This window comes from Paenibacillus tuaregi, assembly GCF_900086655.1.
GTDB lineage: Bacteria > Bacillota > Bacilli > Paenibacillales > Paenibacillaceae > Fontibacillus > Fontibacillus tuaregi.
The window spans coordinates 987219-1009414 of the sequence record NZ_LT575476.1; the positions used below are offsets into that span (position 1 = coordinate 987219).

General features: G+C 51.5%; 13 protein-coding genes. All 13 read left to right on the top strand.

All coding sequences use genetic code 11. From position 1 onward, the window contains the following. Window positions 1–416 precede the first annotated feature (416 nt). On the top strand, window positions 417–3677 hold the full coding sequence (locus BN6628_RS04560; protein ID WP_082926791.1) for a glycoside hydrolase family 2 TIM barrel-domain containing protein: 3261 nt from the start codon (window positions 417–419) through the stop codon (window positions 3675–3677). Window positions 3678–3691: 14 nt separating this feature from the next. Next, on the top strand, window positions 3692–4474 hold the full coding sequence (locus BN6628_RS04565; RefSeq protein ID WP_068614896.1) for an SDR family NAD(P)-dependent oxidoreductase: 783 nt from the start codon (window positions 3692–3694) through the stop codon (window positions 4472–4474). 142 nt (window positions 4475–4616) lie between these two features. Then, window positions 4617–6020 (top strand): aminomethyl-transferring glycine dehydrogenase subunit GcvPA, encoded by a 1404-nt coding sequence (gcvPA, locus tag BN6628_RS04570; RefSeq protein WP_068614899.1) that lies wholly within the window; start codon window positions 4617–4619, stop codon window positions 6018–6020. 28 nt (window positions 6021–6048) lie between these two features. Next, window positions 6049–7608 carry an aminomethyl-transferring glycine dehydrogenase subunit GcvPB gene (gcvPB, locus tag BN6628_RS04575; RefSeq protein ID WP_068614902.1) on the top strand — a complete coding sequence of 520 codons (1560 nt, stop codon included), beginning with the start codon at window positions 6049–6051 and terminating at the stop codon, window positions 7606–7608. Window positions 7609–7785: 177 nt separating this feature from the next. Next, window positions 7786–9036: an MFS transporter gene (locus BN6628_RS04580; protein WP_068614905.1), complete on the top strand. Its 1251-nt coding sequence runs from the start codon at window positions 7786–7788 to the stop codon at window positions 9034–9036. A gap of 116 nt (window positions 9037–9152) precedes the next feature. Then, window positions 9153–10997, top strand: coding sequence for an S-layer homology domain-containing protein (locus BN6628_RS04585; protein WP_235847575.1), 1845 nt, complete (start codon window positions 9153–9155; stop codon window positions 10995–10997). Between the two features lie 292 nt (window positions 10998–11289). Further along, entirely contained in the window at window positions 11290–11796 is a 507-nt protein-coding gene (locus BN6628_RS04590; RefSeq protein ID WP_089153533.1) for a DsrE/DsrF/DrsH-like family protein, read from the top strand. 101 nt (window positions 11797–11897) lie between these two features. Next, the gene (locus BN6628_RS04595) at window positions 11898–12164 is read left to right on the top strand and encodes a metal-sensitive transcriptional regulator (protein WP_068614914.1); all 267 of its coding nucleotides are present in this window, start codon (window positions 11898–11900) and stop codon (window positions 12162–12164) included. A gap of 269 nt (window positions 12165–12433) precedes the next feature. Next, window positions 12434–13156 carry an HAD family hydrolase gene (locus tag BN6628_RS04600; protein ID WP_235847576.1) on the top strand — a complete coding sequence of 241 codons (723 nt, stop codon included), beginning with the start codon at window positions 12434–12436 and terminating at the stop codon, window positions 13154–13156. Window positions 13157–13202: 46 nt separating this feature from the next. Next, window positions 13203–14969: an ABC transporter ATP-binding protein gene (locus BN6628_RS04605; RefSeq protein WP_068614920.1), complete on the top strand. Its 1767-nt coding sequence runs from the start codon at window positions 13203–13205 to the stop codon at window positions 14967–14969. Then, window positions 14950–16782 carry an ABC transporter ATP-binding protein gene (locus tag BN6628_RS04610; RefSeq protein WP_068614923.1) on the top strand — a complete coding sequence of 611 codons (1833 nt, stop codon included), beginning with the start codon at window positions 14950–14952 and terminating at the stop codon, window positions 16780–16782. The genes BN6628_RS04605 and BN6628_RS04610 overlap by 20 nt, the downstream gene beginning before the upstream one ends. 92 nt (window positions 16783–16874) lie before the next feature. Further along, window positions 16875–17501: a spore coat protein gene (locus BN6628_RS04615; protein WP_068614926.1), complete on the top strand. Its 627-nt coding sequence runs from the start codon at window positions 16875–16877 to the stop codon at window positions 17499–17501. Between the two features lie 236 nt (window positions 17502–17737). Continuing rightward, a complete protein-coding gene (locus tag BN6628_RS26560; RefSeq protein WP_068614929.1) occupies window positions 17738–22159 on the top strand; it encodes an S-layer homology domain-containing protein in 4422 nt (1473 codons plus the stop codon). Window positions 22160–22196 lie beyond the last annotated feature (37 nt).

Below are 22196 nucleotides of genomic sequence, written 5' to 3' on the forward strand. Positions count from 1 at the left end.
GGGCTGGGAGGATAACTATTTGTTAATTCAATACTTCCATAAATATTGAATTAACAAAAACTCGTTGCGAACAGGAATTAGAACTAACACGTCAACAGACCGGCAGTACGGTTGCATTAAAAACGCATCAATACGTGAAGCATTTAGATGACGATGAGGTGCATGGAATGATGTAGGAGCAGCAAAGATGCAGCAGAGATACATTGAAAGGTGTGCTTAATGTCGGGCAAAAAGGTACAACCGCAAGTGCATTTAGACGCTCATTAGAAGCATACCAAGAAATATACCAAGAAGTATAGCAAGAAGCACACCGAGAGGTACACCAAATGGTAGATCAAGGGGTACCATCCCAGTGTCGCATCAAGAGGTAGATCTAAGAGAAATAGAGACTTAAGAGAAGAGAGGAGAACTCAACCATGACACAGATCAATTTCGGACGTGACTGGGATGACCTGAAAGTCCTTCAGCGCGGAAGGGCAAAGAGCCGGGCTTACTTCATCCCTCATGCCGACCGCTCCGTGGCTCTAAGCTGCGACCGGGGAAGCTCGCCCTGGTTCAAATCGCTGAATGGCATGTGGAAATTCCATTATGCCAAGGGACCGAAATGGGCCCCGGAAGGCTTCTTCCAGCGGGATTATGATACCAGCGGCTGGGATGACATTCAGGTTCCGGGTTTCTGGCAGCTTCAAGGAGAGGGTAAATATGGGCACCCGCATTACACCGATTTGTATTATCCATTCCCGGTGGACCCCCCGCATGTGCCCGACGACAATCCGACGGGCAGCTATGTAAGGGAGTTTCATATTCCCGAAGCCTGGAAGGGCCGGAACATCGTCATTAAGTTCGACGGAGTGGACAGCGCCTTTCACATCTGGGTGAACGGTATGCCGGCCGGCTACAGTCAAGGCAGCCGGCTGACCTCGGAGTTCGATCTGACTTCCTATGTGAAACCTGGGGTTAATACTCTCGCGGTTAGAGTGTATCAATGGTCGGATGGAAGCTATCTTGAAGACCAGGATATGTGGTGGATGAGTGGAATTTTCCGGGATGTATATCTGATCTCGGAGCCCGCGAAGCTGCGGGTTGCGGATTACCGGGTCGTTACAGAGCTGGATAAAGCGTACCGTGAGGGCACGCTTAAGGTTCAGGCGAGCCTGCTTGGTGAAGCGGGAGCAGAGGGACGGATCAAGCTGGAGCTGTTTAACCCAAGCGGACAAAGTGTCGCCGCAGCCGATGCGGCGGCTTCAGCTGATGAAGCTGTGAATCTGGAAATGCGGGCAGGCCAGCCGAAGCTCTGGAGCGCCGAGTCCCCTACCCTGTACCATCTGCTTATCACCTTGGTTGATGAGCACGGGGACACCTTGGAGATGATAGCCCAACGGGTTGGATTCCGTCGCATCGAGGTGCGAGGCGGCCAGTTCCTGGTGAACGGCAAGGCCATTCAACTCAAAGGGGTTAACCGGCATGATCATCACCCGAACACAGGACGTACGGTGACGGTCTCCACCATGCTCCAGGACATTAAGATGATGAAGCAGCATAATATCAATGCGGTGAGAACGGCACATTACCCGAATGATCCAAGATTTTATGATCTGTGTGATGAATACGGCTTATACGTAATGGAAGAGACGGACCTTGAGACCCATGGGTTCGAGCTGCTCGGTAACATTTCCAGACTCAGTGATGACACTGCCTGGGAAGAAGCCTATGTAGAGCGTTTGGAGCGTATGGTAGAACGGGACAAGAACCATCCTTCTATAATCTTCTGGTCGCTTGGGAATGAATCCGGTTTCGGCTGCAACTTCAGGGCAATGTCGAAGTGGTGCAAAGAGGCTGATCCAACCCGGCTCGTTCATTATGAAGAGGACCGTGAGGCCGAAGTATGTGATGTGGTCAGCACGATGTATTCTTCGGTGGAAAAAATGGAAGGCTTCGGGCAGCTGACCGACCACCCGAAGCCGCATATTTTATGTGAGTTTGCCCATGCGATGGGCAACGGTCCAGGAGGGCTGCGGCCTTATTTCGATACATTTGATAAATATGCCCGACTCCAGGGCGGTTTTGTCTGGGAATGGATTGACCATGGACTAAGCTGGAAGACCCCTGAGGGGAAACAGGACTACGCTTATGGCGGAGATTATGGGGACGTGCCAAATAACAGCAACTTTGTTATCGATGGATTGGTCCAGCCGGACCGCACGCCATCCCCGGGTCTTCTTGAATATAAGAAAATCATCGAACCCGTCCGGGTTGATTATAGAGATGCAGGCACAATCGGCGTAATGAACCGGTACGACTTCGTCACCTTGGATCATCTTCATGCGAGCTGGAACGTTTCACTGGACGGCCGGATCGTGCAGAGCGGCAATATGAAACTTCCGGAAATTGGTCCCGGCGAGCGAGCTGAGCTGCAAATTCCTTTTGACTTAGCTGAGGCTCCTCTGTATGGCAAATATACCGAAGGAGAATGGTGGCTAAACATCCGGTTTACCTTGAAGGAGGACCTTGCTTGGGCGGAGCAAGGACATGAGGTGGCTTGGGCCCAGTTCCCTGTAAAGTCTGTCCCCGGATTGGCTCAAATTCAAAAGCAGGCTGAGGGACATGGTGTGGATTATCAGGATGGTCAGGGGCGTGAGGATAATCAGAAACAAATCCGGAAGGAGGCTGAGGAGCAAGCTCAACAACCAGATCTGGAGCAGGTTCAAGAGTTAGATATGGCTGCTTCAAATGCTGTGGGTGTGTCACTCCGACCGAACCTTCAATGCAGAGAGGCAAATGCCAACCTTATCCTTTTCAGTAATGATTTCCGAATGGTGTTCGATAAGCGCAGTGGGCGGATCAGCTCCCTCCGCCTTGGTGGCAAGGAGCTTCTGACCGCTGGACCAAAGCTGAACTTCTGGCGCGCGCCGATCGATAATGACATGTATGTGCTGCCCGAGTGGCGCAAGGCACATCTGGACCGGCTCACTGAGCGTGTGGACGCCGTGGAATGCACCCGGCTGGATGCGGGGACGGTCCGGATCACAGTAAGCTCACGGATTGCTCCGCCGGTATTTGACTGGGGCTTCCGCTGTATAGTCAAGTATACGGTAACCGGCAGCGGAGTCGTCACTATAGATGTTCAGGGCACACCGGAGGGCAAACCGCCGGAGATGCTGCCTAAGATCGGCCTTCAACTTGAAGTGCCTGGAGATCTGGGCCATGTGAAATGGTATGGCCGTGGACCCGGGGAGAATTATTCGGACAGCAAGGAAGCGTGTCCCGTCGGTGTGTATTCGTCATCGGTGGACGGACTGTTCACCAACTACATTTATCCGCAAGAGAACGGCAACAGAACTGACGTCAGGTGGATATCCATCAGGGATTCAGCTGGTCTGGGCTTGATCGCGGCGGGGATGCCAACCCTTGAGTTCAGCGCGCGCCGTTTCACTGATAAGGACCTTGAAGAAGCTAAACATGCAAGTGAGCTTACAGCACGTGATTTCATAACGCTCAATCTGGATTATAGACAGAACGGGCTGGGCAGCAACAGCTGCGGGCCTGCTCAGATGCCGGATCATAAGCTGACGGCTGATGCTTTCGGCTTCCGTATCCTGCTGGCTCCATATTTCTCCGACGATCAATCTCCAGAGTATAGGAGCAGACAGATGCTGGCTGATGTAATAAACCGATGAGAGGAGGAAGCGGCATGCTCCATACACAGGATGTGTTCAATTTAAGCGGTAAGGTAGCCGTGGTTACCGGAGGAGCTTCAGGGATTGGTCTTGCTACGGCTGGGCTGCTTGCGGATTTCGGAGCCCATGTGGTTCTGCTGGATATTAACGGGAAGCAGGGGGAGCAGGCTGTTCACGAGATCAAGGAGCGGGGAGGGCTTGCCAGCTTTTACTGCTGTGATGTCTCATCCTCGGAGAGCTGCAAGCAAGTGGCAGAGGAGATTGAACGGATTAATGGCAAGGTGGACATTCTGTTCAACAATGCGGGGATTATCCGCCGGAAGACCGTGGTCGAGCTTGAAGAAGCCGACTGGGATCTGGTGATGAATGTCTCGCTTAAGGGAGTGTATCTGCTCTCCAAATATCTGATTCCCGTGATGGAGCGGAGCGGCGGGGGCAGCATTATCAATACCGGCTCCGGCTGGGGCTTGAAGGGCGGAGACCGCGCCGCCTCCTATTGTGCCGCCAAGGCGGGCGTGGTCAATCTCACCAGAGCAATGGCCATTGATCATGGACCGGCGAACATCCGCGTCAACTGCGTATCTCCCGGGGACACCGATACTCCGCTTCTGCGGGATGAAGCCAAGCAGCTTAAGCAGGACGAAGCGGCCTTCCTGGTCGCCTCGGCAGGCGGGCGCCCGCTGGAGCGGCTGGGTACACCACGGGACATTGCCAACGCGGTGCTGTTCCTGGCCAGTGACCTGTCTTCCTGGGTTACCGGTAGTGTGCTGGTGGTTGATGGAGGCGGGATCGCATAGAGAGCAAGATATTCAAGCTGAACTGACATGGATCAGTCTGCATGGATTGCCCCTGCCCGAGTATGTAGTGCTCTTAACTGTTCTATATAAACTCAACGCGAATTAGCAAAAACCTAAATTTTCAAGGATGGAGGCGTTAACCTTGTCTGAACACAGAACTTATGCCCACCCCTATATTCCGAATACGGTTCCGGAAGTAAGGGAGGCGATGCTGAAGGAAATCGGCCTTGATTCTATAGATCAACTGCATGACGCCATCCCGGACAGCTTGAAGCTGAAGCGGGACATGAAGCTCCCTCCAGCCATGAATGAATATGAGCTGCGCCGCTATATTGTTGATCTGCTGTCGAAGAACAAACATGGCGCGGACTATATTAATTTTCTGGGAGCCGGCTGCTGGCAGCACTTTGTTCCGGCGGTATGCGACGAGATTAACCAGCGCTCCGAGTTCGTCACAGCTTATGCAGGAGAGCCCTATGAGGATCATGGACGGTTTCAGGCTCTGTTCGAATATCAGAGCCTTATGGCCGAATTGGTAGATATGGACGTGGTCAACGTTCCGACCTTTGACTGGGCTCAGGCTGCTTCCACAGCCATCCGCATGGCTGGGCGTATCACCGGCCGCAAGGTTGCCCTGATTCCACGGTCCGTTGATCCGGACAAAGCCAAGATTATTACAAATTACTGTACGCCGGTTATGGAAATCCAGTACGTTGAGATTGACCCGGCGAGCGGCCGCATTGATCTGGAAGATCTGCGCCGCAAGCTGGATGAGACCACGGCCGCCGTTTATTTTGAGAATCCGGGATATCTCGGCATCATTGAAGATCAGGGCGCGGAAATCTCACAGCTTGTGCATAGTGTGAATGCGATCTCTATTGTGGGTGTGGACCCGATCTCACTGGGCGTGCTTGAGCCTCCAAGCCGCTATGGCGCTGATATTGTCTGTGGAGATCTGCAGCCGCTCGGAATGCATATGAACTACGGCGGGGGCCAGGCGGGCTTCATTGCAACCAGGGATGAAGAGACCTATGTTATGGAATATCCTTCACGCCTGTTCGGGATCGTGCCTACCGAGGTGGAGGGCGAATACGGCTTCGGGGATGTGGCTTACGAACGCACCTCTTTTGCCCTACGGGAGAGGGGGAAGGAATCAGTTGGAACCCAGACTGCTCTGTGGGGAATTACGGCAGGAGTGTATCTATCGCTTATGGGGCCGTCCGGCATGAGGGAAGTTGGAGAGACGATCATGCGAAAATCCCAATATGCCGCCAGCAAGCTCTCTTCTATACCTGGAGTGTCGCTGCTGTTCAAGGATACACCGTTCTTCAAGGAGTTTATTGTTGATTTCAATGAGGCCGGCATTACTGTTGCTGAGATTAATGAGCGTCTGCTGGAGGCAGGGATTTTCGGAGGCAAAGATTTATCGTCATCCTATCCGGCCTGGGGACAATGTGCTCTGTACTGTGTAACGGAAGTTCATATGCAGGCTGATCTGGACCGTCTTGTATCAGAAGTTACCCGTATTGTAGGGAAGCAATCATAAAAACAGCTTACAAGGAGGAGGAAAGCCAATGAAACGGATTCGCAGAGACCATAAGATACGCCGCTTCCATCAGGCGAAATGGGATGAACCGGTCATATTTGAGCTTCACCGCCCAGGTGAGCGGGGAGTTATCCCACCGGGAGTTGAAGCTACCATGGAAGGGGATGCCCTGAAGGGAACGTCAGCCATTCCGGCATCCATGCAGCGAAAGGAAGCACCGGGCTTGCCGGAGATCGGCCAGGCCAAGGTTCTCCGCCATTATTTGAGATTGTCCCAAGAGACACTTGGCTCGGATCTGAATGTGGAGATCGGCCAAGGCACATGTACGATGAAATACATTCCCCGCATCAATGAGATGCTGATCCGCACTCCGAATCTGATGGAGCTTCATCCACTTCAGGACCCGTCATCAGTGCAGGGTATGCTCGAAATCTATTACAAGCTGGATCTTGCCATGCGGGAGATTTCGGGGATGGACGCCTTCTCGTTCCAGCCAAGCAGCGGCACCCAGGCCTTGCTGGCGATGGCTTCCATCGTCCGGGCGTATCACGATTCGCGTGGTGAGGGAGACCGGCGCGATGAGATTATTACGACGATCTTTTCGCATCCGTCCCAGGCGGCAACCGCTGCGGTCAAAGGATACAAGATTATCACGCTGCACCCGGATGAGGACGGCTTCCCGGACCTGGAGAAGCTGAAGAACGCGGTATCGGAACGCACGGCAGGCTTTGTCGTAGCGAATCCCGAAGACACCGGGATTTATAATCCCCGCATCCGTGAATTCACGGATGCGGTTCATGCAGCCGGAGGAATCTGTTTCTACGATCAGGCTAACGCGAATGGATTGCTCGGCATTACCCGGGCCAAAGAAGCCGGATTTGACATGTGTTTCTTCAATCTGCATAAAACCTTTGCTGCACCCCATATGTGCGGAGGACCGGCAACCGGAGCCCTCGGGGTTACTGAGGAGCTCAAGCGCTTCCTGCCGGGTCCGCTCGTAGACACCGATGGCAGCCGCTATTTCCTTGCTGAGCAGAAGGATGGCAGCATCGGCAAGGTCCGCAGCTTTCATGGCGTAGCCCAGACCGTGCTCCGTTCATACGCATGGATCATGAGCCTCGGTGCTGAAGGGCTGAAGGATGTGGCCCAGATCGCGGTGCTGAACAACAATTACTTGTATCACAAAATCCTGCAAATCCGCGGGGCAAGCGCTCCTTATATCAAAGGCCGCAGACTGGAGCAGGTCCGGTACAGCTGGAAGCAGCTTACGGATGAGACCGGCATAACCACAGAGGACATTACACGCCGCATGTGTGATTTTGGTCTTCATTACTGGACCTCCCATCATCCGTATATTGTTCCTCAGCCGTTCACGCTGGAGCCGACGGAATCGTATTCCAAGGAGGATCTGGACGAGTATATCGAGGCCTTAAAGCATATCTCGAACGAAGCCTACACGCAGCCTGAGATCGTCAAGACAGCGCCTCACAGCAGCACGGTTCACAGGAATGTGGAATCCTCCCTGGACGATCCTGCACAGTGGTGTATTACATGGCGGGCTTATCTCAAAAAGACTCAGCCGGTATAGCTTTACTACCTGAAAGCTGGACAGACCAGATAAAGCGCCCCAAAAGGGTAACCTTCATAAGTTCATTTTATACAGATACGAACCAGCTGAGGAATATAACAGATTGTACGCTGAAGGGCTCCTCTTAGATGGGGCCGTTCGGGTTTTGGCAGAACACCAAGGAGAGGGGGAATGGGTATGTCAGGCTATATAAGGGACTTGCTGCGTCTGTCCGTCGGCGTCCGGCGGTTTCTTATGACCGAGGCTTTGTACGGCATCGGGGTTGGAATGTATTCGCTTGTGCTTAACTTGCATCTGCTGTCCAAAGGAATGAAGGAGGATGAGATCGGAGCTCTAACTTCCGTAGGTATCCTGATTATGGGGGCGCTCGCGATTCCTATATCCTTGTCCGCGGGCCGGATAGGCCGCAAAAGGCTTCTGGTATCCGGCATTCTATTCATTGCGGCGGGCAGTGCAATTTATGCGGCTGGCGAGCACAACGGCATATTTTATTTAGCCCAGACTCTGGTCTCAATCGGCCTTACACTTGTTGAGACTACCGAGGTGCAGCTTCTCTTCCATTACTGCGCTTCCCGAAAAGAGGAGGCGCGCGCCTTCTCTATGATGTTCGCCGTATTCACAGCCTTTACCGGGGCGGGCACGCTTGCTGCCGGATACCTTCCGAGCGGTGCCAGCCACGGAGGGGGCTACAGCCTGACGCTGCTGCTGGCCGCGCTGGTCTTCGTGACACACTGTCTGGCCCGGGGGCTGTGGCTTCCTGCCGAGAGCGGACAGGTGAGACCATCCACATCTTTCCGGGGCCGAGACCTGGACCATGAGATGTGTAGCAGCAAACCTGCAGGATGGAGGGACAAGCTCCCCTCCGGCACCCTCTGGCTGTTCTCGGTATTTATGGCCCTGCTTGGCGGGGCAATTGCAATTACGGGTTCTTTTCTTAATGTGATTGTGAAATACCGGCTGAACTGGATGGACGACAGGGTATCGGTTCTGCTTGCAGTGTCTGGCGTAGTATTGTTTGCAGCTTCATTAATGACACCTTATATTCTGGAGCGCTTTGGCCATCATAAAGCGATTATGTCGGTTCTCTTGATGAATACAGCTGTATTTACGATATTGTACTGGGCTATGCCAGTCTGGATGTTCACAGTACTGTTTCTTGTTCGCGGCGGCGGGATGACAATGCTGTCCAATCTGCTCGACAGCCAGCTGATGTCAGCCTTCAGGGAGCAAGAGAGAAATTTGTATGCGGGGATGAGATCGGTATTCAGAAGTATTGGCTCCTCTGGAGCCGCACTGGTGGCGGGATGGATTTTGACTGAAAGAGATTATCGTATGCCCTTTCTCTTAACCTCTGCGGCACTATTGATCTGCTCGCTATATTACATCTGGTTCATCCATCCGGTCTTGGATCATCGGCTTGAGGAATGAAGGGCCCTCTCCCTTTCTATAGGCTGCCGAATACTCTTTGCCGAAAATAGTTCGTAGGTATATGGTATGATATTCCTATTAATTCAAATTGCGCAAGATGAGAGGGAGAGATTTCAGTGCTGAGGCGAGTGAGTATCATCTTTTTATTCGTGATCACCGGGCTTGCGGCTGGTGTAAAATCTGCAGAAGCTTACGACTTCAACGTCCAATCAAGCAATGCATCAAAGACAAAGGAAGCCATAGTAGAGCAATGGTTGAAATATAGGCCTATGGAATCAGGCGGTTACTATATGGATGCCAAAAAAATATACGTGCAAGCCCCAAATGTGGAAGCTCCTTATGCCGCTGGGAGTATTAAGAAGGAATACATAGAGGATGGTGTAGGTGCTGTAAACTTCGTTCGTTATTTGGCAGGGCTTCCGAATGACATCGAACCCGATTGGAGTCTGCAGGAACAAGAGCAGACCGGAGCAATGATTAATGCAGTCAATAACCGTATGAGCCATTCACCCTCTAAGCCTGAAGGCATGAGCGAGGGAATGTACAAGTTGGGTGTCAAAGGTACAGGCAGCAGTAATTTGTTTTGGGGAAGCCCAACCTTTTATAAAAATGTATTAGGTTACATGTCGGACAGCGATTCAAGTAATATTGACCGGGTGGGTCATCGAAGATGGATTTTAAATCCGCGAATGAAGAAAACGATGTTTGGGATGGTCTATAGCAAACAGGGTACGCCGCATTCAGCCATGTATGCATTTAATAAGGACCGTTCACAGAATGAAGTTCAATATGATTATGTGAGTTGGCCTTCCGCGGGATACTTCCCCAAAGAAGTATTCGCGTCCCGGGATGCTTGGTCGGTGTCGCTGAACGATGAGAAATACGATAATGAAAGAACAGACCAGATCGCTGTGGAGTTGACAAGAACCAGGGATGGGAAGCAGTGGACCTTCGATAAGAAGGATACGAATAAGGATGGAAAGTACTTCAATGTTCAGACCAGCAATTATGGAATTCCGTTTGCGGTGATATTCAGGCCGGATGGGATCTATGGTTTCAATAATGATGAGAAATTTGATGTGCGTATTACAGGTCTTTACAAGGTGAATGGGGAGAGTGCCGAGATTCATTTCTCCACAACCTTCTTCACGCTGGAATCCACGCTAGCTCCGAGAAACAGTATCAAGATGTTCGTTGGGGACAAGCTTAAGCTGCGGCTAACCAACGGAGCCCAGTCCATCAAAAATATTTGCACCAGTAGTGATGCAAGCAAAGTACGCATTGATGAATCGGGAAATGTTCAGGCTTTGGCTGAGGGAACGGCTACGATTTCAATAAATAGTTATTTTGAAGATGCGGGCAGCTTAACCATTCATGTTGTGAAGCCGGATTCTTCTGAGAAAGTGAGTAAATGGGCATACCCTGATTATATGAAGGCAAAAAGCAACGGCCTTGTGGTTGAATGGCATGATCATGATTATCAAGGATTCGTGACGAGGGCGGATTTTACAACTATGGCTGTTTTGGCACTGGAAACGATAACAGAACGGACTCTTGTTAATTTTGACGATGCGGATACAAAGTCTCCTTTTAAAGACTACGAGGATAGCACTGTTGCCTGGGCCAGTCATCATGATATCATTAAAGGCACCAGTGAGAATTTATTCTCCCCTTACCAGACATTGACCCGCGAAGAGGCCGCCGTACTGCTCATGAACATGTATAACAAGGCAGTAGAGATTAATGGGAGTGAGAGTGAGGGAGCTGTAGCAAGTAAAGCTCAAGAAGCTTTTTCAGATGACAGCCAAATCTCTGCGTGGGCCAAAAATAAAGTATATCAAGCTGTAAACTTGTCCTTGCTTAATGGGACTGGCAAGAATCGGTTTGAACCTCAAGGCAAATTAACCTATGAGCAGACTTATATTATGCTTGAGAAGTTATATGAGAGGATTAAAGAATAAATCTCAATCAAATTCAGCCTGTCTGGTGTTCAATATTTGGACAAAGACAGGCTTTTCTCTGTATATGGCATGTTGGCTGAGATTCCGCTTGACGGCATAAGCATAAGGCGTTAAACTTTCAAATATACCTATAGGGGTATATGTAATTGTAATCGTGGCCGTTGTGTTGGTAGTCGTGCTTCTTTGTCATACAAGCTGTCTTGTCCCTGTGCCGGAAGAAACAATAGGCACAATTTTTTTACTTGAATATATACCCTGTGGGGTATTTAAACAATAATAGAGGTGAATGATTATGGAAGCTATCACAGAATTATCGTCCGCGGACACCAAGGAGAGGACCACGATTGTCTTGTTCAGTGGAGATATGGACAAAGCTATTGCGGCCTTTATAATCGCAAACGGAGCCGCGGCTTACGATCATGAAGTAACGATATTTTTCACATTCTGGGGTCTGAACGCACTGAGAAGGGATGAAGTGGTTAAGGTGCGGAAAGGCTGGCTGGAGAGAGCCTTCGGCTGGATGATGCCGCGGGGCGCGAAGAAAATGGGCTTATCCAAAATGAACTTTATGGGTATGGGTCCCAAGATGATCCAACATGTCATGAATAAGCACAATGCGCTGTCCTTGCCTCAATTGATTGAACTGGCCCAAGAGCAGGGGGTAAAGCTGGTCGCCTGTACGATGACGATGGACCTGCTCGGACTGCAGAAGGAAGAGCTGATTGACGGGCTTACGTACGCCGGAGTGGCAGCCTATCTTGGTGATGCGTCAGAGGCGAAGGTGAACCTGTTCATCTAAGCAGCCTCCAGTAAGGAGTCCGGTGTGAGGAGAACATGCGGATTGTCCCTATTTTGGTTATAATACCTGTATAGGTATACGGTTGAAAGGAGTGCTCGGATATGGGGTATGTCTATCATGATGATATCAAAAAACGCCTGCGCCGGATTGAAGGCCAGGTACGCGGAGTTTTGAGGCTGATGGATGAGGAGAAATCCTGCAAGGAAGTTATCAGCCAACTGTCGGCGATCCGCAATGCGGCAGACAGGGCGATTGCGCAGATTGTGGCCGAGAACCTGCAGCAGTGCATTCTGGAGGAGCAGGAAGCCGGACGTGATTCCAATAAAATGGTGCAGGAAGCGATCGAGCTCCTCGTTAAGAGCAGGTAACAACTTCAAGCAGCAGAAGTCTAGCTTAAGCAGCATTCAAGCCCTCAGTACCCCCATGTTCCCCCTTTTTTCAGTCATGAAAGAGGTGCGGCATTCATGGGGGATTTTATATTTTGTGCTTAACCCCTGGCAGGATTTCGGTAACTCCTGAATTGGCCCGGTTAATAAGAAGTATTGATATTCTGGGCACAGCTGTTGATTCCTTTGATAAACGCAAGAGGAAGGTTTAGAATCTTAGTTATATCATTATTTATATGAATCTGAGGTGTATGATGAGACAGAAGGCTGTATTTTTTGACGTGGACGATACGATGTATGATCACTTGTCTCCCCTGAGAGGCGCCCTGACGGGTGTGCTTGGACTGCCGGAGACGTTTGCATTTGATAAAGCCTATTACTTATTTCGTTACTATAGCGATCTTCTCTCAGAGGAGGAGGGACTGTCCGCCGTGCCGGAGAAGGCCAAGCTGGAGCGGATGCGCCAAAGACGCTTCATGCTGAGTCTTGCGGAGATGGGCGTAGAGGTGACGGAGGAGCAGGCTGAAGCGCTTCAGGCCTCTTATCTTCGGGGGCAATTTGAAATTGAGCCCTTTGAAGGGGCGACAGAGCTGATCCGTGAGCTGGATGAGGCAGGGGTTGTGACTGGATTAATTACCAACGGCCCGCCGGAGCATCAGATGAACAAGATTGCGGTTCTAGGTCTGGACAAGCTGATCCCTTCAGAGCGTATCTTTGTGTCGGGCGCGGTAGGTTATGCCAAGCCGGACAAGCGCTTGTTCGAGTATGTGAATGAACGGACCGGGACCATGGGCGGAAGCTGTTATTATGTTGGGGATTCCTGGCGCAATGATGTGGTTGGAAGCCTGGACGCGGGATGGACATCCATTTGGTTCAATCACAGGGGCGCGAAACCTGAATCGGATCATAAACCGCATCATATTGCGGAAAGTTATGAGGAGATCCGCAGCCTGTATATGGGCCTTCCCGGATAATCCGGCGAAACTGCCGCGGGGAGTTGGAATATAAGGGGGACGATGCATGGGTATGATACTTTCTTTTCTGAAAAAATACCGGGCCACCTCGATCGCCGCACTGTGTATGATGCTCATCGAGCTGTCTGTGGAGCTGATGCAGCCTTATCTGATCTCCAAGATTATTGACAATGGCATCCGGGTTAAAGACATGGCTGTAGTGTGGCAGTGGGGGGGCGTGCTGCTTGCAAGCTCCGCTTTGGCTTTTATCGCTGGAATCTCCAGCTCCTTCTTCGCCTCCCATGCCAGCCAGGGCTTCGCCTTCGATCTACGGGACACGCTGTACCGGAAGGTACAATCGTTCACCTATTCGGTCTTCAGCAGGTTTGAATCTTCCTCTCTGATTACCCGGCTAACCGGGGACGTCACCCAGCTCCAGGATATGATCTTTATGAGTCTGCGGTTCGCCACAAGGGTCCCGCTTGTTGTATTCGGAAGCATCTTGATGGCGCTTATTGTGGACGTGAAGCTGGGATTGCTTCTTGTGGTCACGGTGCCGCTGCTTCTCTTCATCGTGGTGTGGATTATGAGAAGAGCCGCTTCTAACTTTACTGCGGTTCAGCGGCGCCTGGATGCGGTGAATGGCGTGATTCAAGAGAATCTGACCGGAATCCGCCTGATTCGGGTATTCGTCCGTATGGGACATGAGATTGAACGGTTTGCCCGCTTCAGTATGGACCTGATGAAAAGGACAGTTAGGGCGCTCCGGCTGATGGAGACGACAGCCCCCTTCATTCTGCTGCTGATTAACTGTGCGATCATTGCGGTCCTCTGGTTCGGACGGATCGATATCAGGTCTGGCCATGCTACCGTTGGACAAGTGGTCGCGGTGGCGAACTATTCACTAAGAATAATAGGGGCACTTTCGGCATTATCCTGGATTCTCATGAATTATTCGAGGGCGATCGCATCCTCCAAGCGTATACAGGAAGTGATGGATACAGAGGGTGAGGCTGAATTTCAGACCTATGGGAGTAATGAAGCTGAAGCTGAACGTGCTCAGGAGGGTCAGCGGCCGCTCTTGGGACAAGTGGAATTTAGCAGGGTCGGCTTCCGCTATCCCGGCAGCGATATCACGGTTCTGGAGAACATCAGCTTCCGGGTGAATGCGGGGGAACGGGTGGCTATTCTAGGGGCCACCGGTTCGGGCAAGTCCTCGCTTGTTCAACTGATACCTCATCTGCACGAACCAACAGAAGGGGAAATCCGGGTGGACGGAACGGATATCCGGGAGATTCCGGACTCCCTGCTGCGGGCCTCTATCGGTTACGTGCCTCAGGAGGTTCTCCTGTTCAGCGGCTCGGTCAGAGATAATATTGCCTGGGATCGTGAGGATGCAACGGACGCCGAGATCGAGTCTGCGGCCAGACAGGCTCAGATCTACGAGACGATTGCCCGTCTGCCCGGCGGATTCGGCACGATGCTGGGCCAGCGCGGCGTGAACCTGTCCGGCGGCCAGAAGCAGCGGCTGTCGATAGCCAGAGCACTGGTGAGGAAGCCGTCGATCCTGATTCTGGATGACAGCACCAGTGCGCTTGATCTGGCAACGGAAGCGGCTCTGCTGGACGCGCTCAAGGACCTGAGCTGCACGACCTTCCTGATTACGCAGAAGATCAGCTCCACCCTGACGGCGGACTTGATTCTGCTTCTGGATGAGGGCAAGCTTACCGCCTGTGGCAAGCACGAGGAGCTGCTTGCCACCTCTTCCTTGTACCGCCAGATTTATGATTCCCAATACGGGGAGGGATCTCATCATGTTCAAAGCATTGGCTGAGCCGTTCCGCCAGCCGTTTCCAGAGATCGAGCTACAGAGTGGGTCTGCCCGCGGCGGGAAACCGAAGGCCAAAGCCAAGAATACAGCCGGGACCATAAGACGGATCTGGGGGTATCTGGCCCGCCGGAAGGCGAAGCTGATCCTGGTTCTGCTGATGGTTGTGGCCAGCTCAGGGCTAAGCCTGCTTGGTCCTTATATGATCGGTATGGCCGTTGACCATTATTTGACGGGTACCAGCGGACATTGGGGACTGTTTCTGACCGGGCTGGGGCTTGTATATGTGATGTACGCTCTTACTTCCTGGCTGCAGAACATCTGGATGATTGAAATTTCACAGGAGACCATCTACCGGATGCGGACCGGACTGTTCGCTCACCTGCATAAGCTGCCCATTTCGTTCTACGGCAAGAGACAGCAGGGCGAAGTAATGAGCCGGGTCACGAATGATATTGAGAATGTAAGCTCAACCTTGAACAGCTCAGCAATCGAGATTTTCTCCAGTGTGCTGACCTTGGTAGGTACGCTTGTGGTCATGCTCTATCTGAGTCCCGTTCTGACCCTGCTGACCTTTCTGGTCGTGCCGCTGATGATTGCAGGCATGCGCTGGATTACACGCCGTACGGGACCCTTGTACAAGCAGCGCCAGAATAACCTTGGCGAGTTGAATGGATATATCGAAGAGACTTTATCCGGGCAGCGGATTATCAAGGCCTTCTCCCAAGAGCCGAGGGTGATTCGGGGATTTGAAGAGCGGAACGAGGCTATCCGCCGCTCAGGTTTCTGGGCTCAGACGATTTCAGGCTTTATCCCGAAGCTGATGAACAGTCTGAACAATCTGAGTTTTGCGGTTGTGGCGGGCATTGGGGGGATTCTGGCCATCCGGGGTGCGGTTACGGTGGGCATCATCATTGTGTTTGTAGAATATGCGCGGCAGTTCACCCGGCCGCTGAACGACCTGGCCAACCAATGGAATACGATGCTGTCGGCTATTGCTGGGGCAGAGCGGGTATTCGAGGTGCTGGATGAGGATGTGGAGGCCAAGGACGAGGGGGCGGCGGTGAGGCTTGACCATGTTGATGGGAACGTGCAGTTCACGCGTGTTTCTTTTGGCTATGAAGAGAACGGGGATACCCTGTCAGATATCAGCTTTGAGGCTAAGCCCGGAGAGATGGTTGCCTTGGTGGGGCCGACGGGAGCCGGGAAGACTACCCTGATTCAGCTCTTGTCCCGGTTCTATGATCCTTCCTCTGGAACGATCACAATAGACGGACGGGATATCACCACGATCCAGCGGGAAAGCCTGCGGTCTCATATGGCGTTTGTGCTGCAGGATTCGTTCCTGTTCCAGGGGTCGATTCGTGAGAATATCCGGTTCGGCCGTCTGGATGCGACGGATGAGGAAGTGGAGGAGGCCTCCAGGCTTGCGAACGCACATGCCTTTATCATGCGGATGGACGGTGGTTATGACAAGATCCTGCAGACAGGTGGTGGCGGGATTAGTCAGGGCCAGAAGCAGTTGCTGGCCATTGCGAGAGCAATTCTGGCCGATCCGGCCATTCTGGTTCTGGATGAAGCCACGAGCAGCATTGATACCATTACGGAAATCAAAATCCAGGAGGGTCTTCAGCGGCTGATGCATGGACGGACCAGCTTTGTGATTGCACACAGGCTGAATACGATCCGTCAGGCGGATAAGATCCTTGTGCTTAAAGAAGGCAGGTTGATTGAGCAGGGGCCGCATGATGAACTGATGGCCAGACAGGGCTTTTACAGCCGCCTGTATCAAGGCCGTCTGGAGCAAGAGGACAGCTGAGAAAGTCGGCTTTTGCCTGAATAAATAGTTTCTTCCCAATTCATACTATGACAGTCAAACCATCACATTACATGAATAAGGGGAGCAGACTGATGCAGCAGCAAACAGGATCTCAACAGAACCAGGCCATTCCTGGCTTCAACCATGGTGGACACGAAATCTTCGAAGCTCAGGAGATTATTCAATGTACCATCAACATTCTAGATAACTATACGATTTACAAACAATTTGTCAAAGATCCGGATCTGATGGATATTTTGAATCGTCAAGCCGGCTATATTGAAACGCAGTATAACCTGACTGTGGAATGCTTCAAATCTGGACAAAAACCGAGCCAGGTTACCGAACCTTACCTGATTCCAGACATGAAGGAGCAGGTTTACGGCTTGAAGCCTGGCCAGCCGAAAAAGCCAGCAGCCTCGCAGGCCGAAATTGACGATGCGGCAATCAGCACGCTGATGCTGAACCAAATTAAACCACACGCCTCCGGCCTAGCCAGATCGGCTACAGAGGTTACTAACCCTGTACTCCGCCGTGTGCTGGCATCCCAATCCCAGAACTTCGTTGAGATGGCTTACGAGCTGTATCAGTATCAGAACGTTCGGGGTTACTACCAAGTACCACAGCTGTCCGGTCAGGATCTTCACACCCTGCTGAACGGATTTGCTCCATCTTCAGGCATTAACCAAGGTTCCGCTGGCATGGGGCGGACACATTAAGAGAAGATCAAGCGGCGCCACAGGAATTTCCTGCTGGCGCCATTTTTGATATAAGGATGGTTTTCTTTTACTTGATTATATTTGTTTGGATTGTTTTGGAAGACTTACATTGCTCTTACATAAATGAGACACCTGATTAATACAGTTTGACTACAATCGCTTAGAAGAGCCTCGTCTTATCCAGTTGCCTGATTGGAGAAGCAGCGAAGCTTAAGTCATTAAGAAGGAGTGTAGTCATGAAGCGATGGGGAAGGATTTATTTCAAAGTTTTTCTGGCATTTGTTGTATTGTTAGGCGGATTAGGGACAGCCATCCCGGCCGTATCGGTTGGGGCTGAAGAAGGGGGCACAGCAGCTGGTGCAGCTGGTCCTGATGTGCTGCTCGCAAAAAACTCAGAGTGGAAATTCTATGATGCAGGAACCGATCTCGGCCCACAATGGTGGGGGTTGGACAAAACCTTATGGGCGTCAGGTGCTGCCCCGCTGGGATACAAGGATAGTGATAAGGTTGTATCCACCGCAGCTTTCGGGCCGATACAGACCAAGGTTTCTTATGGAGAAGATAAAGAGAACAAGCCCGTGACCACCTATTTCTCCAAAACCGTACATATTAATCAGGCCGATCCATATCTCAAATTTGTCGGTCAATTTGGGGTAGACGATGGGATCGTCTTGTATGTGAATGGGACCGAGGTTTACCGGGCAGGTATGCCGACCGGAACCGTTACTTACGACACCTATGCCAGCTCCGGTGAACCAGACCCTGTCATTTACAGCAATATTGATCTCACAAGCTCACTTAAGCCGGTTTTAAAAGACGGCGATAACGAATTTACAGCTGAAATTCATCAGCAAAGCAAATCCAGCTCGGATATTTATTTTGACATGGAGCTGGCGGGTTACAAGGAACTGCCGGGAGACCCTAGTGGAGGGACCGATCCGGGAACCAATCCAGGCGGGCCTGTCGTAGATGGTGCCCCACGTGCTGTATCGGTAGTATTCAATGGGGACCCGAAAACTGGTTTTGGCACGGCCTGGTATACGCCTAAAGAAATTACCGGAACCCAAATTCAGGTAGTTGAGGCCCAGAAGCTGAGCGGTGGATCAGAGTTTCCAGCAGAGCCGGATCTTATATTTGAAGGCTCAAGTGAGACTGTGGATGTGTATATGTCGAAGGCCGACAAAAGTGCAGGGAAACTCACAACATATAACAGCCATAAAGCTCTTGTGACGGGGCTTAAGCCGGGAATGGAATATGCCTACCGGGTTGGTGACGGCCAAGAAGGTCACTGGAGCGAGGTGGGCAGGTATACTACCGAAAAGCTGGATAATCAGGATTTTACATTCCTGTTCACCACGGATTCGCAGGGAACAACCGAAAATAACTTTGTGACCTGGGGGCATACACTGCAGGAAGGAATCGGCAAATACCCGAACTCCTCCTTCATTATTAACAGTGGGGATCTTGTGGATAACGGAGATATTGAGGAGCAGTGGCTGTGGTTCTTTGAGAAGGCCAAAGCCGAGCTTCAGTTCCATCCACTGGTTCCATTGGTTGGCAACCATGAGAGCAAGAATTATAACAACTATGCATATCATTTCAATCTGCCAAACATCTCGGGAACCGGAGCGAAGCCAGATGGCTCGGTCTACGCATATGATTATGGTCCGGCACATTTTATGATTCTGAACACGGAGTACTCCGAAGCCAAGGGGACCGACGTGGTATATCAGGAGCAGGTGCGCTGGCTGAAGAATGAGGTTGCCAAGACGGATAGGAAGTGGAAAATTGTCCTGCTGCATAAATCACCGTATTCGGTGGCTAACCATTATAAGGACTCGGATGTATTATTCTTCCGCGACAAGCTGACCGCTGTGTTCGATGAACTGGGCATTGATATGGTGCTTGGCGGCCATGATCATACGTATACCCGCAGCTATCAGATGCTTGCTCATGAAGCGCAGAAGGATGTTCAGACTGGCCAGGACGGCAGTGTGCTTAATCCTAAAGGTACCTTGTATCTAATCACCAATGCGGCTGGAGACAAGAGATACAATGTTAAGGATGATCAGGCTTCTTATGCAGCGAAGTTCGGCCAGCCGGGCAAAGAGATGTTTACAGGCGTTAATATTACAAAGGATCGTCTTTCCTTCGAGGTTTATACAACGCAGCAGGGCGGAGCAACCGAGCTCTTTGACAATTACGGGATTACCCGGACAGATGAGGCACCAGCACCTGTTGAGAATGCCAAGTGGTCCAGAACACCGGAAGGCAAGGTTAAACTGAGCTGGACGGCACCTTCCAAGGGAGCCGCAGTGAACGGATACCGGATTTATGAGAAGAACAATGCGCTCAAGGTGAATAATTGGACCGCTGCCGTAGCTCATACAGAAGGTACGAAGGAATACAGCATGGTTATTGATGAGACCGAAGCGGGCAAATCTTATCAGTTCGTAATTAAAGCTGTGAGCGGCCGGAACAATTCACCGGAGACAGTGGTAACCACGAATGAAGGTGATGGAGGCGATCCGGGAGCCGGGGCTTCTGTAAGCAAAGTCACCGTAACCTTCTATGGGGATGCGACCACTTCCAAAGGCTTCACTTGGTTTACGCCGCTTTCAGCACCGGGCAACGATGTTCAAGTGGTGGAGAAGAAAGGCGGGGAGGCTGACTTCACAGGAGCCCGTGAGTTTACAGGCATGAACGCGCAATCCACGAACTCGCCGAAGGAACTTGTGCATAAGGCTGAAGCTACGGGTCTTAAACCGGATACGGTGTATTTCTTCCGGGTTGGGGATAAGGCCCAGGGCGTATGGAGCAAGACAGGCACGTTCCGTACAGCGCCTAAGAGCGGAGCGTTTACTTTTATCGATCTGACCGATACCCAGGCCAAGAATGAAGAGGAGGCTATTCTGTCCTCGGAGACCATTGCCAAAGCGTTCCGAACGGTTCCAAACGCCGGATTTATGATGATCAATGGGGATATCGTGGATACCGGCAAAGACGAGAAGCAGTGGGACTGGTTATTCGGACATTCCGAAGGAAGTCTGCTGAACACCACGATTGTGCCTTCAGCGGGCAATCATGAAGATGATGCGAACAGCTTCATTGAGCATTTTAATCTCAATTCACCCGATAAATCGGATACGAGTACCGGAGCTTACTATTCTTATAACTACGGAAATACCCATTTTGCGATTCTGAACAGCAATGAGGATTCAGCCAATTATTCAAACTTCTCGGATGCCCAAGTGGAATGGCTGAAGAAGGATGTGAGGGAGGCCCGGGCGGCAGGGGCCAAGTGGATTATTGTCAATTTCCATAAGGGACCTTACACTACATCCAATCATGCAACCGACACCGATATTATGGGACCGACTGGCGTACGCACCAAGATCGCCCCAATTATGGCGGAGCTTGAAATCGATCTTGTATTCCAAGGGCATGATCACATCTATGCCCGCACCAAGCCGATCAAGAAAGACGGCACGGCTTCGGAGGCAAGCAAGATCACGGAAATCATCAATGGCAAAAAGATTGAGTATACGGTCAACCCGGGAAGCCCTATCTATCTGATCCCGGCTACAGCCGGACCGAAAGTGTACTACAAGAACACCAGTCCGAAGCTTGGAGACGCCTACTATCGTCTGTTCGAGGTTGCGGACGAGAACCATGCGGCCAAGTATGGGCCGGACCCGTCCGATAATAAGCGGCCTAAACGCAGTCAGGTACAGAATTTCGTCGGCATCACGATTGACGGTGACAAGCTGACGGCTATATCTTATGAGATCGATCAGAATCTGAACAACAAGGAGCCGTTCATTATCGATCAGTTCGGGATCGTGAAGAAGAGCAGCCCGGGCGGCAATCCGGGTGGCGGGAACAACGGTGGTGGTAATGGAGGAAACGGCGGCAATAACAATGGCGGGAATACCGGGGGAACCGGCAATGGAAATCCTAACTCCGGCGGTTCAATCGGGCAGGGCAGCACAGGTACAGGTTCAGATGGAAAAGGGACCGGAACCGGAAGCACTCCGAACGGCACAACAGCACCAGGAGCCGGTAATGGTAACGCTAATGGCGGTACTGGCAACACAGGAAATAATCCAGGTAAGGGACAGCAGGTTTCCCAATTGAATGATATTAAAGGGCACTGGGCGGAATCTGCTATCAATCAAGCGCTGGCCAAAGCTCTGGTTACCGGCTATGGGAATGGTAAGTTCCAGCCTGACAAAGCGGTGAACCGTCTGGAATTCATGGTTATGCTGGATCGTGTTCTGGGGAATGAAGCTGCAGGTTCAGGGCCGAAGCTGAATTTTAAGGATGCTGACAAAATACCAGCTTGGGGCCGCGAAGCTGCCCAGAGATTGGTGCAATCCGGTCTAATCAGCGGATACAGCGATAATACGGTCCGTCCAACCCAGGAACTCACCCGGGCTGAAATGGCGGTCCTCATCGCCAAGGCTGCCAAGCTTGAGACGAATCCTAAAGCCAAGCTTGCATTCGCCGACGCGGCAGTCGTTCCGGCATGGGCCGTTCCGTATGTGGCCGCGGCTGTTGACGCAGGCCTGCTCAGCGGAGTCGGAGGCAATCGGTTTGCTCCGGGGGCGAAGGCAACACGGGCAGAAGCAGCTGCGATGCTGCTGAAGCTTTATTAAACTGAATAAAGCAAGATAAGACAGAAAGAGGGATTTC